Here is a 15896-nt window from a genome sequence, read left to right on the forward strand (position 1 = left end):
GCGGGCTCGTTCGCGACCGTGCCCGGTCAGGACACCGGGTGCGGCGCGGTGCGGGAGTGAGCGGCCATCAGATGGTCGATGAGCGCCAGCAGCACGTCTCGGCCGGCCATCCGGTCGCGGGCGTCGCAGAGCACCAGCGGCACCTGTGGATCGAGATCGAGCGCCTTGCGGATCTCCTCCTGTGTCCGGTCCCTGACACCGTGGAAGCAGTTGACCCCGACGACGAAGGGGATGCCGCGGCTCTCGAAGAAGTCGATCGACGCGAAGCTCACGTCCAGCCGGCGGGTGTCGACCAGGACGACCGCGCCCATGGCGCCGTTGACGAGGTCGTTCCACATGAACCAGAAGCGTTCCTGCCCGGGGGTGCCGAACAGGTAGAGGACGAGGTCCCGGTTGATCGTGATGCGCCCGAAGTCGAGGGCGACGGTGGTGGTGGTCTTGCCGCTCACCCCTTCGAGGTCGTCCACGCCGACGCTGGCGTGGGTCAGGTACTCCTCGGTACGCAGCGGGGCGACCTCGCTCACCGCGCCGACCAGGGTCGTCTTCCCGACGCCGAAACCACCGGCGATCAGGATCTTCACCGCCAGGGGAGCCGCGTCCCCGTGGTCAGAGGTTGCGTAACCCATCCCTCACCGCCTCAAGGATCGTCATACCGGGAAGGCCGCCTGCCTGCGCGAACGCCAGCGGTGGCCGGGACCGCAGCTGACCGGCCTCGATCAGGTCACCGATGAGGATCTTGGTCACCGACACCGGGAGGTTCAGCGCGGAGGCGACCTCGGCCACCGCCAGGGGCCGCCCGCACAGAGCGAGAATGGTGCGGTGCTCCGGCTGCATCCCCCGCAGCTCCTGCCCGGCCTCCGAGGACACCGCGGAGATCGCCGTCACCAGGGTGATCAGCGTGAGGTCGTCCCGCTCGGGCGTGGTTCGTCCGCCGGTGATCGTATAGGGACGGACAAGGGGCTCGTCGGCGTCTTCGTCGTCGAAGCCCTCAGTCCAGTGCCTCATCCGCGTCTCCTCGCGTCATCGGCCTGCGGGGCGCGCGCGTCGGCTCCCAGCTTCTGGCCGACCTGCTGGATCAGGGTGTGCATCGCGACGGACATCAGCTCGGCGTCGACCTCCTGGGACGCGACCACGGCCAGATGGGTGCCGCGGCCCGCGGCCGTGATGAACAGCCACAGGTCGGCCATCTCGATGATGACCTGGTGCACGGGGCCGCCGTTGAAGAGCTGCCCGACACCGCGAGCCAGGCTCTGCTGCCCGGTGGCGATCGCGGCGAGGCGTTCGGCGTCCGAGCGTTCGATGGTCCGGGACCGGCTGATCACCAGGCCGTCGTCGGACAGCACGATGGCGTGCCGGGTGCCCGCGACCTGATCGACCAGGCCGTCCAGGAGCCAGTCCAGGTCTGCGTCGGTGGCGGTGGTTCGCTGCGTCATCATCGATCTTCCGTCGTAGGGGAACTGGGCTCGGCGGACCCGTCCGGCCGGGGCTGGGAGGCGTCGTCGTCACCTGTCCGGCGCCTGCGGGACTGCCTCTGGAACGCACCGATCATGGCACTGGATCGGCCGGGCTGCTCGCGCGCGGGCCAGGTTCCCTGGTCGGCCTGTTCCTCCCTGTCCACCGGGACTTTCAGCTCGGTGACCAGGCTGGCCTGGCGCACCCGCTGGGGCAGCGGCCGGGGGCCGGGCGGCGGGGGCTCTTCGCCCCGATCCGGTGCTCCGGCGCCGGGCGCCGTCACGTACGCCATCGCGCGTCCCCTGGAGCGGGTCGGCAACTGCGCGCCCTCGCGGGGCGGGCGGGGACCGGGCGCGGCTTCCCTGGGGTGGGGCTGCGGTCCGGCGGGCTCCCGGGGAGCCTCCTCGCGCGGCGTGGCGACCGGCTCGGGTACCGCGCGGGGGCGGTCCACGACCAGCGATTCGGGGAGCAGCACGATGACGCGGGTGCCGCCGAAGGCCGACGGCCGCAGTTCCACCTGGAGGCCCAGTCCCGCGGAGAGCCGGGCGACCACGTACAGGCCGAGACGCACATCGTCGGCGTGGGTCATCACATCGAGCTGCGGCGGCGACTGCATCAGGTCGTTGGCGGCGGCGTACTGCTCGGGCTCCATGCCGAGGCCGCGGTCCTCGATCTCCACGGCGAGGCCCCGGCTGACCAGCGCGGCCCGCACCTCGACGGGGGTCGGCGGCTTGGAGAAGGCGGTGGCGTTCTCCATGAGCTCGGCCAGGACGTGGACCAGCGGTCCCACCGCCCGCTCGGCCACCCAGGGCTCACCCGCGACCTCGATCGAGATCCGCCGGTAGTCCTGGACCTCACCCTGCGCGGCGCGCAGGACGTCGAGCAGGCGTACCGGCTTGCGCCAGCGACGCTGCGGCTGACCGCCGCCGAGGATGACCAGGTTCTCCTCGTAGCGACGCAGCCGCGCGGTGAGATGGTCGAGGTCGAACAGGCCCTCCAGCACCTCGGGGTCCTCGTGCCTGCGCTCCAGCTCGTCCAGCTTCTTCAGCTGAAGGCCGATGAGGATCTGGGTACGCCGCGCGATGCGCTGGAGCATGCGCTGGAAGCCGCGGTGCTGCTCGGCCTGCCGCACGGCGGTGAGGACAGCGCTGCGGCTGGCCAGGTTGAGGGCCTGCCCGAGCTCGCCGAGCTCGTCCGGGGTGGGCTCGACCATGTGGACTTCCGCGTCCACGTCGACGTCCTCGCCGCGCTCCAGCCGGGCGACCACGTCGGGCAGGCGCTCCTGGAGCTCCTGGGCTTCCTCGCGCAGGTGGAGGATGCGCCGGCGAAGAACGGCGGTGAGGCGCCAGCTGGTGAAGACGACCAGGAAGAAGGCGAGCAGGCTCACGGCGCTGACACTGACGAAGATCACGAAGAGCGTACGGGCGTGGCTGTTGCCGATCGTGGCGACGTTGTCGAGCCGGAGGCTGAGGAGTTGCAGCAGTTGCGGGTTGATGATGTCCACCGAGGCGCGCCACGCGGGACCGACGTCGCGGAGTATCACCTGATTGCTCTCGGTACCGGTCCCGGAGGTGACCAGCCGCTTCTCCAGACCGGTCATGGTGTCCCATGCCTTACTGGTCGTCAGCGTTCGGTACTGGCTCTCGTTGCCCAGGAGGCTGGGGAGCACCTGCGACTGCAGGATGTGCTTCCTGGTGCCGATGGCGTCGGTGACCAGGGCGTACTCGTCCTTCGTCAGGCGCCCGCTCTTCCAGCCACGGGCCAGAACGGCGTCCTCGCGGCCGATCATGTCGACGACCCAGAAGAGGTCGACCAGGGTCTGCGCCTTGCTGCCCACCTCACCGTGATGCGTGTGGCTGAGCGCGGTCAGGACGCTGAGGTCCGCCTCGATGACGCCGCTGTAGTAGTCGAACGCCAGCTGCTCACTGGCCCAACCGGCGTCCACCGCCCCGCGCTGCTGGTCGAGAAGGCCGAGGCCGCGCTGGAACCGGGTGATCGCGCCGGTGAGCCCCTCCTGCGCGTTGGTGGTGTCCAGGGCCGCCGGCGACGGGAAGGCTTTCACGGCCTGATCGGTCACCGCGCGCTGCTTGGCCAGCTTGTCACGGGCGCCGCCACGCGGCTCGGCCTGCGCCTCCGCGGTGAGCCGTCGCTCCTCCTGAAGGCTGAAGAACAGGTTGGCCGCGGGCCTGCCGACGGTCGTGGTGGCCAGCTCCATCTGGGCCTTCTCCGTCTGCCACTGACTGGACAGCTGGAACATGCCCGAGGCCAGCAGCGGAGCAAAAGTCACGCTCGGCACGAACACGACGATGAGCAGCACGGTACGCAAGGGCAGCCGCCGCGACCTGCCGTCGGTCGGCCCCGATAACCCGTTGCTGTCGCCCATGTTTGCCGTTCGTCGCCGCCCGACCCTGCCCCATCCAGCCACGTGCAGGACACTCTCCTCACCAGTCGGTGCGTCCATGACGAAAATCGCCAAAGTAGGCGATTGGTGCCTGATAGTAGCCATACGGCAGTTGACCCGAAAGCCCCCGCCTCACCGACTCTCCCCAGGGGTGTCATGCGCTCTCTTGAAGCGGCATGCAGAACATCGAGCGGAACGTCCTCGCTCGTGAGCCGGACCTGGTCTCCCTCTTCCTCGGCGCCACGACAATTCGATGCGCGGCGGCCAGGCGCCCTGCTGAGGTCACGTCCCGACGGGGCCCGCGGTAGGAGATCATCTGCCGAGCTACCGCCTGGAGGTGGCGCTCCAGGTATGCGATCATCGCGCTCATGACATCGACCAGAAAGGGCCATGCCGCGTAGGCGCCCCTCCGAGGCCCGTACGCGAGGATCGGCGTGCGGCGCCCACAGAGCCTTGATCCATCATGTCCCCGGGCTCAGCCGTCGTCCCATGGCCGCGGTCATCGCTCTCGAACACACCCGTATGTGGCCGGGTGCGGTGGCGACTGCCCTGGTGGCTTGGCAGGGCGCGGCCCTCGTCGGGACCGCTGACCGCCTCTTCAGGCGATGCGAGTGCGATGAGTGCAGCGGAGACGCGCCCCGCCGACGGCTGCACCAGGCCCTCGTCGCCTTACCGCCATGGGCCAGGCCGTATCTGTACGCCCTGGTTCTGCCCGTCGACCAGTATTACCTCCGCCGGACTTCACCTGCTTCGCACAGGTCGCCGGATTCTCATCGGGCTTGGTGGCAAGGACGGTCCGTCCCGCCTGACCAGGGCGTCGAGCTCCCCGGTGCGAGGGAGCCGCGTCCCTCCTGCGGGGGAGCACATCTGGTCGCGGTCCGGAGAAGCTGGGAACCATGACCACCGCACCCGCGACCCACCAGCCCGTATTGTCCGCGCCTCCGAGTCGGCTCACCATCTGGGCCGGCCGGACCATGGTCCTGATCGCCGTGGCGCACACCGCCGTGTTCGCCCGTCTCGCCCCCTGGTCCAGTTGGCTCGCCGGGGACCTCCGTAACGGTGCCGCGGACAGTGACTCGGTGGCGACGTTCTGGGCGCTGCCCGGTGGATTCGTCGTGGTGCTGGCACTGCTGGGGCTGCTGGTGGCGCGGATGGGGCGGCAGGGCCACCATGTTCCCGGGTATGTCGGCTGGGTGACCCTCGCCTGGGGAGCGCTGGCCGTCACCCTGATCGGGCCGAGCGGTTTCCTGCTCGCAGCGATCCCCGCCGGCCTGCTCATCGCGGCGAACATCACCACCAGGCGGCACTCCCGCGGTCGATCCAGCGCACGGTCCGGCTTCCGAGCGGATCACCAAGGTTCTTGACCGCGACGTCGCCGCTGCAGCCGCGGTCCACTGCGAGCCGATGATGTACGTGACGTGACAGCCGTCCTGCTTCCCCGCCGTCCGGGACGAGAAGGTTCCAAGCCGCCTTACGTGACCGGGAGGCAGTCGGGACCGCCGTGCGCCAATCGGCGGAAGAAGGTGAGAACGCCGGTCAGTCCTTGCGCCCACGAGAGCGAGCGGGCGGGAGGGTCGTCGGGCGCGAAGAACCGGGGGTGGGTGGGCGAGCCGGCGCTTCGGAGCAGAAGATGCGCAGCCAGGTCGAAGGCCGCGTCCCGGTAACGCTCGGACTGCTCCAGGTCGGCCAGGTTCAACAGGTGGTTGCCGACACCGGCGGCCCCGCAGCACTGGCCGAGCGCGCTCAGTCGCTGCATCCGGGCGACGCAGACGTCCGCTCCCCGGAGGGCGAGGTCGGTCAGGGACGGGTCGCCCAGCACCTTGCCGGCGTGCAGCAGGGTCTGACCCATCCCGGTAAGGCCGCGGCACCACGACATGGTCATCGGCTCGGCCGCCGGGTCCTCCGCTTCGCGGACGAGGATTCGGGCGCGTTCCGCGAGGTGGCGCACCCGGTTCGCGGCTGCTTCGAGTGCCCACGAATCGCCGGTCTCCTCGGCGAGGCCGAGCAGCAGCTCGGCGGCGCCGGCCAGGCCGTGCGCGCGTCCGGCCGTCACATCGGCCTGGCCCGGCATGGAGGTACGAGGAAGCGGTTGTTCCGCGGCGACGGTTCGCGCGCAGCGCCGTGCCACCTCGAGGTCGGCCGCGTCACCGTGGACGCGGTAGAAGTACAGGTGCCCCAGGCCCACTCCCGCCTCTCCGTCGGTCAGGTCGGCGCTTTCGTGTCTCCACTCCGGCGGCGGCAGGCTCCGGCCCGGCCAGTTCGTCAGCTCGATGCCGCAGGCAACCGCTTCCTGAAGGAACATGTCCGTTCCGGTCATGCCGGTGAACAGCCCCGGCTGCGGCCTCAGCGGTGCCGTGACGCGTTCGGTGAAGGCCACCAGCTCGCGCAGCTTTTGATCCGCGGCCGGCCGGTGCCGGTGGTGGAGCAGTTCCAGGCCGATGCCCGCGCCGCCGCTGTAGACGCTCGCGTCGTTGGCGGCCTTCGTGTTGGCTGCGGCCTCCAGGACGTCGTCCACCAGACGGAGCAGGTCGCCCACGAGGTTGTCCATTACCTCGGCGGCCATGTCCGCGGTGACAACAGGCGACGACGGCAGGGACGCCGTCCGGCGGCCGCCCTTTCCTGACGCGAGCCGCCGTACGACGGCGCGCGCACGCTCCTCGTCGCCGAGCAGGTCCACGATGGCGGACATCGTGCCCGACGGCGTACGGCCGTGGTAGCGCGAGACCGTCTGCAGCGCCCGCGTCCTCGCCAGCTCCGGATCGTCGCCCAGGGTCACCGGGTGCAGGCCAGTGGCGGCGTACAGCAGGACCATGCCGAGCGTGTGAAGGTCGTCGGCCTCTCGCGGCGGCTCGCCGCGTACCTGCCGGGCGGCCGCGTAGCCCGGTGTCATCCCGGACAGGTGCAGCCCGTCGTAGGAGGCGAGGCCGAAGTCGATGATGCTGGCGCCGTCACCGATCACGACGTTGGCGGGGGACAGATCCCGGACCATGACGCCACGTTCGTGCACCGCGGTGAGGATCCGGGCCAGCTCGCCCGCCAGCCGGTCGAGGCTCCGCGCGCCGCTGTCGGGCCCCGTCCGGTACGGACCGTTCTGCCGCACGTCTTCGGCCAGGGTCAGAGGGCCGCGGTCGCTCGTGACCAGGAACTCGTCGTCGCCGTACCGGAAGTGGTCGAGAAATCGCGGCACACCGGTGACTCCGTCGAGAGCTTCCAGGATGCGACGCTCGTTGCGCAGCCGCAGCCGGCCGTCGTTGCCGTCGCCGTGTTCGGCGACGAAGGCGCGCGCCTGCTTGACGACCACCCCGTGGCCGGTCCGCTCGTCGATCGCGCGGTAGACGTTGCCCTGGGCGGCCTCCCGGATCCCGACGACGACGCGGTAACGTCCGCTGAGCAGTAGGTCGTCGCGGGAGCGGCCGGGTTCGGGCTGAGCGCCGGCGAACGGGTCCTCGACCCACGACGGTTGCCGGTAGCTGAGCCCGGCGGCCTCGTCGAACTCCTCGCCGGCGGGCCCGCGCAGCAGTGTGATCGACTGTCCGCGCACGTCGGTACTCCGCCGGGTGACGAACCCCCCGTACCGGTAGTACACCGGAGCGTCCGCGGACACTCTCCGGTCGCTGAGTACGCGCGGCCCTTGGTGGCCGCGCAGCGTCCGGGCGAGTCGTAGTCCGACTTCACGGACGAGATTTTGGTCCGGATAGACGGTGAATGCTTTACCGACGCTCTCCGGGACCGTCCGGCCGTCGTTCAACTCGTGAAGCACCTGTCGCGAACGAGCCAGCTTGAAAACACAGCCCTCGGCCACCAGGAAGGGGACGAGTTTTTCCACCAGTTCGGGAAAGTCCGAGGCGCGAGAAGATACGTGTAACTTCCATCCGTGGTCCGGCAGAACGGCTCTGTCCGGCCTCACAACCAGCCAGACAGAGCCGCCTGTCACCGTGTGGTCAGCACCGACGCATTGCCTGACGACTTGTTCCACCCAGTCCTGGGAACCCGTCTCGCACATCTTTTGCCAGCCCCCGTCTGGGTGAATTCCGGTACGTCCGGGCCGCGCCCGCACCGGCGGTCAGCAGATTTTCGAGATACCAGGTCGCGTCACGGGGCAGCGATCCTGGTCGACCTGGCTCTCCCACCGCTGCTCGAACTCGACGACCGGCTCCATTACGTCGGTCCCGGCCACTCGGGGTTCCATCCTCAGAAGTGCAGACATTACCTGTCCTTTCTACCGATTATAGCCCGTCCGATATCCAGCGTAATGGTAACAGTCGAGGGTGTTGTGTCAAGATTTCTTGCAAAGCGTGCGGTCTGACCTCGGCCGATTACCAAGCGTGCAACGAAACGTTCCGGGCGGTCTTGGATTTCAAATGCACTGCTCAGCTTCCAGCCGACAGGTCACCGGCACACCCGGCCGGCCGGGTTGCGTCCGCGGGAGCGGTGCAAGAGTTCGACCTGGTGACAGACGTGGCGTCGTGAGATGAAGACGGCCATCGCGTGATCCTTCGAGTGGCGAAGATCAAGTTCGAAGGAGAACCAGGCGATGGCCGTCCGTGGACGTGACCCGCTTCAGGAGAGGAAGCTTCCGTAGCTGCCGCGCAGGATGCTGTCCTTCTGCGCCTGGCTGAAGTGGCAGTTCGGGTAGTCGTAGAGGGATGCCGACATGCACGTGCCGTCGGTGGACGTAGCGTCCGGCAGGCCGAAGGCGTGCCCCAGTTCGTGCACCATGCCGCCGTACCAACGATTCATCGCGCCGTTGAGCCCGGCGGCGCCGTCAGCGTCGTGGCCGCTGAGGATCACCCAGCCGTTGCCGCCGCCACCGCCCGCGCCGTCGCCCTCGGCGCTGACCTCGCCGACGTTGAGCCAACGGCTGTCCGGTGCGCCGAGGCCGAACTTGCGGCGCAGCTCCGCCTGCATGTTGCACACCGCCCACCAGTACTTCTCACCGCAGTTCGGCGTGTTCTCGTACCAGCTTCGCGGCTTGTCCCCGTTGATCACCTCGACGACCGGGCTGTTCAGGGTGAACGTCTTACCCAGCTCCTGCTTGAAGAAGCGCTGCGCCTCCTGCATGACCTTGGTCATGCCGTCCGGGTACCGCTGGTCGTACGCCACGTCCGACGGCTTGAGCCAGAAGACCCGCACCGTCCGCGACGGCGGGGTGCTCGGCGCCGGTGACGGCGTCGTTGACGGGGTCACGCTGGGAGAAGGGGTCACGCTCGGCGAAGGAGTCGCGCTGCCCGTGCAGGTGACGCCGTTGAGCGTGAAGCCGGCCGGCACGGGATTGCTGGAGTTGTTCCAGGTGCCGTTGAACCCGAAGGAGGCGCCGGCGCCCGTTGCCAGAGAGCCGTTCCAGCCCGTGTTGGAGGCGGTCACCGCACTGCCGCTCTGCGCCACGTCGGCGTTCCACGCCTGACTGATCGTCTGCCCGGCGCCGAACGTCCAGCGCAGGGCCCAGCTGGTGAGCGGATCGCCGAGGTTCTTGACAGCGACGTCGGCGCTGAAGCCGCCGGCCCACTGCGAGCCGACGGTGTAGGTGACCTGACAGCCGGCCGAGGCGGCGTGCGCCGTGATCGTGTTCGCCACCGCTGCGCCGGCCAGACAGGCCACGGCTAAGACCCAGGCGACAAGACCCCGGCGTAGTCCTCGTTGGTTCATCTGACTCCTCCGTTGCGGCTCGAACCCGTCTTCAGGTCCGCGTCGCCCACCATGGGCGGGCGTCGTGGGCGCCGGCGCTGCAGGCGGTCCCGCCGCCCTGACGACCCCCGATGACGGCGAACCCGAGGAATATGAACGCCAACGAGGGGCACGGTTCCGAACCCCCGCACCGGTGTCAATCAGCGTGGGCGAGAGCCACGGCCGGCCTGGGAAAACGCTGTCCAGAAGCGGAAAGTTTCAGAGAGGGCTGCCGAGGACGTTCAGCCCTGGTACGGCGGGGCGACGCCCCAGCCCCAGTGGGGCATGGGAGCTTCCAGGGGCGGCGTCGCGGCGGGCTGGGAGTTGGACAGCGCGATGCGGGTCCCCCACTCGATGTAGGACGCGAACGCGGCGCGGAACTCCGGATCGGCGGGCAGGCCGACCTCGTCGGCGGCGTCCATGAGCAGGCCCACCCAGCGGCGGCGCTGCGCCTCGGTGATCGCCTTGCCCAGGTGCTGCCGGACCATGTGGTGGTAGCCGCCGCGTTCCTGGCTGTAGCGCTCCGGGCCGCGGAACACCTCGCCCAGCCAGATGGCGACCCACTTGGGGTGGTCGGGGGACATGTGCTCGAACAGCGGGCGGAGCAGGTCGTCCTTCAGGACATTGGTGTAGAAGACTTCCGTGAGGCGCTCCAGGGCCTCGGTGCCGCCCGCCCAGTCGTACATCGTCGGGACGGACGAGCCGACGCCGCGTATGGGCGTGCGCTCGTAGTGCCGCATCTCCTCGATCATGCCGACGTAGGGGCGGATCGCCGCCAGGAACCCGGGGAACAGTTCACTGTTCCGGAATCCCTGCGTGTGGTCCTCGGCCGAGGACCACGTGATCCGCAGTATGTAGCAGGCAGGCTCATCCACGCATCGGCTGAGCTCGTAGTCCACACACTGCGGGGCCTTCGCGAGGAAGACGGCGGCTTTGCCGTAGGCCTCCTCGAAGTCGACCGACCGCTCATCAGGGATGCGGTAACGGATGTACTCCACGATCATGACGGCGTTCCTCTCAGCGGGTCGCGCAAGCGAGCTAGAACATAGCCGCAAGCCAGTCGTAGTGTAATCGTGTAATCAACGCAAAGGATCAAACTCCTCCTCGTCCACCCGCGGCCGGTCTGCCGACGCTGTTCACCTGGTACGTCATCCGCCGGACCGGCTCCCTCGCCGAGAAGTCGGCCGGCAGCGAAAGTGCAGGTCAGGGGCGACTTCGGCTTTGCGATCATTCGGCGGACGAAACTGATCTTGCGCCGGTAATCTTCCCTGCGTCGTTCGCCGGACGCCCGGGAGACACCGCATTGCCCCGGGCGAACCGGAAACGTCTTCATCAACACGATCAAGATGAGGAATGCTCGTGATCCGACGCTCCAGGGCGCTGTTACCCGCAGCGGCCATCCTGCTGGCCTGCGCCGTCGCGCAGCCCGCCGCCGCGGACGGCGCCTCCACCGGCGGGCCCGTCATCATACGGCCGGTCTCGGGGACCAGCCCGCTGCCCGCAGACTGCGGGCCTCCCCCGGCCGACGGCTACACCCTGAACCCCAACACCGAGGTCCTGCCCATGCTGGGGCGGGACCCGAACCGTCCGCAACACCTCGTCACGGTGTACCAGCAGGATCGCTGGAACCGGTACGGCAGCAACGGCGCGGTCACCGCCGTGTCGGACGACTACGGCCTGACCTGGCAGCAGTCCAAGAACCTGCCCGCCTTCTCCCGGTGCAACGGCGGCACGAGCGCCAACGGCGGGGACTACGACGTCACGACGGACAACTGGGTCACGGTCACGCCATCAGGTGCCGCGGTGGCCGCGTCCTTGTCGATGTCCCGCGCCGGGGACGTGACCGCCATCCTGGTGGCCCGCTCCGGCGACGGCGGCCGGACCTGGGACGCGCCGACCACCTTGCAGCGGGACGACAACCCGCGCTTCTTCAACGACCGCCCGTCGGTGACCGCGGACCCGTACCGCCCGGGCGTGGTCTACGCGGTGTGGGACCGCATCGACGACCAGTCGACCAGCACCACGCCGAACTGGGTACAGCCGGTCTACCTGGCCAAGTCGACCGACGACGGGCGCACCTGGACCACGAGCAAGGTGTACGACGTGCCCACCAACAGCGGCGTCATCGGCACCCAGCTGGTGCCGCTCCCGGACGGGACGCTGCTGATCGGCATGCACCACGAGACGATCGACGCCGGCTCCACCCAGGTCATCCGTTCGACCGACGGCGGCAGGACCTGGTCGGCGCCGACGCTGAACGTCCCGGCCCCGCTCGCGGTGGGCCCCCGCATCCCGGACCCGGACAACTCGGGTGACCCGGTACGCAACGCCGCCCTGCCTCAGCTGGCCGCCCAACCGGGCACCCAGGTGGTCAACGCCGTCTGGCAGAGCCAGGAGGCCGACGGCAGCTTCCACGTGGCCTACTCGCGCTCGGCGAACGGCGGGCAGACGTGGTCCACCCCGATCCGCCTGGACAGGACGCCCACCGGTTCCGCCGCCGTACCGGTCGTCGCCATGTCCAGGACGGGCACCGTGGCGGTCACGTACTACGACTTCCGCAACAACACGCCCGACCCGGCCACCCTGCCCACCGACCTGTGGGCCGTCACCTGCTCGACCGCCTGCGCGAAGCCGGGGGCGTGGCGCGAGCAGCACATCGAGGGGCCCTTCGACACGCGGAAGGTCCCGTTGACGAGCGTGGGGCGCCTGCTCGGTGACTACACCGGCCTCGTCTCGGCCGGCAACGCCTTCACGGCCATGTACGGCGTCACCACCGGTGACGCCGCCAACCCGGTGGACCTGCACAGCGCCCGCTTCTCCGGCTGAGCGGTCGTACGCCGCCGGCGGGGCCCGGCCGGGCCGGGCCCCGCCCGTCAGAAGGAGACCGTCTTCTTGGGGAAGGCGGCGCTCAGCGCGGAACCGCGGGTGATGAAGGCGACGCCGATCAGGGCCGGCGCGGACAGGCCCTGGAGCACGGCGTACCACGCTGGGCAGAGGCCGGGGATCAGGTCGACGCCGATGATCGCGACCGGCATGACGGTGGCCAGGGTGCGCACGCGGTCGAAAGCCTTGTACGACCCCTCCGCAGCGCGGACCGTCATCCGGTAGATCAGCGGGGTGACCGCGAGCAGGATGGCGCCCCGGATCCACATGAACGAGGTCGCCTCGTGGCCGGTGAACGCCATCACGCCGACCACCCCGAGAGTGATGGCGCTGACGGCGCCGAAGAGCATGACGCACTTCTTCACCGTGGTGAAGGCTTCCTGGGTGCGAGCGTCGCCGATGCGCTCCGTCGCGGTCGTGATGTCGCCGGCGTTCGCCATGATCCTGCTCCTTCGTGTCGCTGTGGTAGCGATGTTAGGGAGCGCCTGGCCAGGCCCATATGGGCCTGGCCGTACGGGTGGGTGGGGCCAGACCCACTCCTGGGCCGGTGACGGCCGCTTCGCAGCGTCGGCGTCAGCCGGTCTTGCCGGCCAGCAGGAACACTCTCGGGAAGCCGCGCTTCGGGTCCTGATCCCCGGGGAAGATCAGGCGGCCGGTCTCGATGACGTCCCGCTCGCGGAGCATGGCGGAGATCATGTCGGTGGACCATCGGTAGGCCAGCGAGACGACGTGGTCGTACGGCTCGGCCGGTTGCGACGGGTCGTCGGTCGCCGAGAAGGAGAGCAGCAGGTGCCCGCCGGGTGCGAGGACACGGGCGAACTCGTCGAACAGCTCGTGCACCCGTTCCGGTGGGGTGTGGATGATCGAGTAGTGGCTGAAGACGCCACCGACGCCGGCGTCCGCCAGGTCCAGCGAGAACATGGACCCCACCTCGAACCGGAGGCCGGGATGCTCCTGACGGGCCTGTTCGATCATCCCCGGCGACAGGTCGATCCCGAACGCGGTGACTCCCCTCGTATGGAGGTAGGCCGTGTAGTGTCCTGGCCCGCACCCCAGGTCGGCGATCGGCCCGGCGCCCGTCGCCTTCACCAGGTCGGCGAAGGTGTCGATGAGGGCCCGGTCCAGCGGCTGGTCCGCGAGAGGATCCCGGAACAGCTCGCTGTACTCGGCCGCCCTCGCGGTGTAGGCGTCACGGGTCGTTTCGACGAAGCCGGCTTGGGTCATGGTGGATCAAAATAGCCCACCCCGGTTGGGATTCAGCCGATGTACGGCAGGCCGGTGCCGCGCGGGCGGAGCGCGAGACCTGGAAGGCCCAACGGCCGCAGGCTAACCTGATGATCTATGACCTTGGAGGCGTTGCGCGACGGGGATCCACGCCTGGCCGGGCCGTACGTCCTGCTGGCCCGACTGGGCGAGGGCGGGATGGGTGCCGTCTACCTGGGTCAGGGACCGGACGGCACGCGGGTGGCCGTCAAGCTCATCCACCACAGGATGAGCGCGGATGCCGACTTCCGCCGCCGCTTCGCCCGCGAGGTCGCCGCCGCCCGGCGAGTCGCCCGCTTCTGCACGGCCCCGGTGTTGGACGCCGACGTCGAGGGCGAGATGGCCTACCTGGTCACCGAGTACGTCGAGGGGCCGAACCTCGAGGACGCCGTGCGCCGGTCGGGGCCGCTGAAGGGCTCGGCGCTGGACGGGCTGGCGGTGTCCATGGCGGTGGCGCTGCGGGCCATCCACGGGGCAGGGGTGGTGCACCGCGACCTCAAACCGGCCAACGTGCTGCTGTCCCAGGTGGGGCCCAAGGTCATCGACTTCGGCATCGCGCGCCTCGCCGACGCGGAGATGAGCAGCGCGATCGTGGGGACGCCGGCGTACATGTCCCCCGAGCAGGTCTCGGGTTCGCAGGTTGGTCCCGCGTCGGACATCTTCTCGTGGGGCTCCACGCTGGCCTTCGCCGCGGCCGGGGCGTCGCCCTTCGGTTCCGGCTCGGTGCCCACGATCCTCCTCCGCATCGTCAACGAGCCCCCCGCCCTGGACGGGCTCTCCGGCCAGTTGCACGACCTGGTCGCGGCCGCCCTGGTCAAGAAGCCCGCCGACCGCCCCACCGCCCAGGACATCCTGGACCACCTCAGCACGTCCATCCCGTTGCCCGCCGCTCCCGCGAGCGAGACGGAGGGGGGCGCCGAGCGGGTCCACCTGACACAGCCACCCCGGTTCTCCTCCCCCGGAACCGCGCCGGCGCAAGCGGCGGGCGGCGTGGACGCGGGGACGGACCCGGTGGCGGATGGAGGCGGCCGGGGCGTCGGCCGGTCGCGCAAGTGGGTGGCCGGGGCGGCCGCCGTGGTCGTCGCGGCGGCCGGGGTGGTGGCGTTCGCGTCGCAGGGGAAGGGCTCTCCCACCGGCGTCCGGGACCCGGCGGCCAGAGGGACCTCTGGGACGGGGGCCGCGGCATCGCCGGCGACCTCTCGGCCCACCGCCGCACGCAACCCGCTGCGCGCCGGGCAGGACGTCCGGTTCTACGCCCCGCCCGAGCCGGCGGCCAGCCGCCAGGCGAGGCTCTGGGCCGAGGACCGACCGCGGGACGCCGAGCTCATGACGAAACTGGCCGCCATCCCCTACGCCATCCGCCTCGGCGATTCCGAGGTCCGGGCCAAGGTGGACAACGCCGTCACGGGCGCGGGGCAGCAGGACGCGGTGCCCGTGTTCCTGATCAACCACCTGCCGGGCAGCGAGTGCCGCCCGGCCGCCACCGCGGAACTCACCGCCTACCACGACTGGATCAACGGCATAGCCGACCAGATCGGCGACGCGCGGGCAGCGGTCATCCTGGAACCCGGCAGCCTGGCCAAGATGCCCGGCACACCGGACTGCGACCCCCAGGGCTCCCCTGATCAGCGCTACAAAGACCTGCGCCAGGCCGTCCAGACCCTCAAGTCCCACCCGAACACCGCCGTCTACCTCGACGGCAGCCAGGACCTCTGGCCCGGCACCGAGCTCATGGCCGACCGCCTGATCGGCGCGAGCATCGACCGGGCGGACGGCTTCTTCGTCAACACGGCCGGCTACCAGAGCACCGAGAAGTCGGTCGCGTACGGCAAGAAGCTGTCGAGCTGCATCGCCGTCCGGCTCGCCACCGGCCGCAAGGGCTGCCCCATGGATGTGAAGGCGGACCCGGCCACCATGCCGCACTTCGTCGTCGACACCGGCAGGAACGGCCAGGGCTCCTGGGCTCCGACCAGGCACTACTCCGACCCACAGACGTGGTGCAACCCGCCGGGCAGGGGCGTCGGCGACCGGCCGACCACGGCGACGGGCGAGGAGCTGGTGGACGCCTACCTGTGGATCGCGCGGGCGGGCACGTCCGGAGGCCGGTGCCGGCGTGGCACTGACGGCGAGAAGGACCCGGAGCGCGGCGTCGTGTCGCCGGAGGCGGGCGAGTGGTGGCCCGAGCTGGCCCTCGAACGGGCGAAACTGGCCAACCCGCCATTACGGTGATGTT

Annotated in this window: 12 protein-coding genes; 3 read left to right on the plus strand and 9 right to left on the minus strand. The window is 69.9% G+C overall.

The window, feature by feature from the left end; genetic code table 11:
* Nucleotides 1-26: 26 nt before the first annotated feature.
* Genes MTP10_RS04385 through MTP10_RS04400 form a run of 4 tightly spaced genes read right to left on the minus strand, consistent with a single transcriptional unit; the run spans nt 27 to nt 3835 of the window.
* Complete coding sequence (locus tag MTP10_RS04385) at nt 27-626, minus strand: ATP/GTP-binding protein (RefSeq protein WP_310707688.1); 600 nt, start codon at nt 624-626, stop codon at nt 27-29.
* Nucleotides 607-1005, minus strand: coding sequence for a DUF742 domain-containing protein (locus tag MTP10_RS04390; RefSeq protein ID WP_310707689.1), 399 nt, complete (start codon nt 1003-1005; stop codon nt 607-609). The genes MTP10_RS04385 and MTP10_RS04390 overlap by 20 nt, the downstream gene beginning before the upstream one ends.
* On the minus strand, nt 1002-1436 hold the full coding sequence (locus MTP10_RS04395; protein ID WP_397201703.1) for a roadblock/LC7 domain-containing protein: 435 nt from the start codon (nt 1434-1436) through the stop codon (nt 1002-1004). The genes MTP10_RS04390 and MTP10_RS04395 overlap by 4 nt, the downstream gene beginning before the upstream one ends.
* On the minus strand, nt 1433-3835 hold the full coding sequence (locus MTP10_RS04400) for a nitrate- and nitrite sensing domain-containing protein (RefSeq protein ID WP_310707690.1): 2403 nt from the start codon (nt 3833-3835) through the stop codon (nt 1433-1435). The genes MTP10_RS04395 and MTP10_RS04400 overlap by 4 nt, the downstream gene beginning before the upstream one ends.
* A 914-nt stretch (nt 3836-4749) precedes the next feature.
* On the opposite strand from MTP10_RS04400, the gene MTP10_RS04405 reads away from it, so the two are divergent.
* Nucleotides 4750-5217 (plus strand): DUF6463 family protein, encoded by a 468-nt coding sequence (locus tag MTP10_RS04405; RefSeq protein WP_310707691.1) that lies wholly within the window; start codon nt 4750-4752, stop codon nt 5215-5217.
* A gap of 107 nt (nt 5218-5324) precedes the next feature.
* Here MTP10_RS04405 and lanL read toward each other — a convergent pair whose 3' ends face one another.
* The 3 genes from lanL to MTP10_RS04420 form a co-directional block, all read right to left on the minus strand.
* Nucleotides 5325-7856 (minus strand): class IV lanthionine synthetase LanL, encoded by a 2532-nt coding sequence (gene lanL, locus MTP10_RS04410; RefSeq protein ID WP_310707692.1) that lies wholly within the window; start codon nt 7854-7856, stop codon nt 5325-5327.
* A gap of 557 nt (nt 7857-8413) precedes the next feature.
* Entirely contained in the window at nt 8414-9451 is a 1038-nt protein-coding gene (locus MTP10_RS04415; RefSeq protein WP_310707693.1) for a cellulose-binding domain-containing protein, read from the minus strand.
* A gap of 308 nt (nt 9452-9759) precedes the next feature.
* A complete protein-coding gene (locus MTP10_RS04420; protein ID WP_310707694.1) occupies nt 9760-10521 on the minus strand; it encodes an antibiotic biosynthesis monooxygenase in 762 nt (253 codons plus the stop codon).
* A 355-nt stretch (nt 10522-10876) separates the two neighbouring features.
* On the opposite strand from MTP10_RS04420, the gene MTP10_RS04425 reads away from it, so the two are divergent.
* Entirely contained in the window at nt 10877-12343 is a 1467-nt protein-coding gene (locus MTP10_RS04425) for a sialidase family protein (RefSeq protein WP_310707695.1), read from the plus strand.
* Between the two features lie 47 nt (nt 12344-12390).
* On the opposite strand, the gene MTP10_RS04430 is transcribed toward MTP10_RS04425, so the two are convergent.
* Both MTP10_RS04430 and MTP10_RS04435 read right to left on the minus strand, forming a co-directional pair.
* Nucleotides 12391-12840 (minus strand): hypothetical protein, encoded by a 450-nt coding sequence (locus MTP10_RS04430; protein WP_310707696.1) that lies wholly within the window; start codon nt 12838-12840, stop codon nt 12391-12393.
* A gap of 133 nt (nt 12841-12973) precedes the next feature.
* Complete coding sequence (locus MTP10_RS04435; RefSeq protein WP_310707697.1) at nt 12974-13624, minus strand: class I SAM-dependent methyltransferase; 651 nt, start codon at nt 13622-13624, stop codon at nt 12974-12976.
* Nucleotides 13625-13741: 117 nt separating this feature from the next.
* Here MTP10_RS04435 and MTP10_RS04440 point away from each other — a divergent pair, with 117 nt between their 5' ends.
* Nucleotides 13742-15892, plus strand: a complete 2151-nt coding sequence (locus tag MTP10_RS04440) for a glycoside hydrolase family 6 protein (protein ID WP_310707698.1) — start codon at nt 13742-13744, stop codon at nt 15890-15892.
* Nucleotides 15893-15896: the final 4 nt, after the last annotated feature.

The organism is Nonomuraea sp. 3-1Str, from assembly GCF_031570565.1.
In the GTDB taxonomy this organism is placed as follows: Bacteria; Actinomycetota; Actinomycetes; order Streptosporangiales; family Streptosporangiaceae; genus Nonomuraea.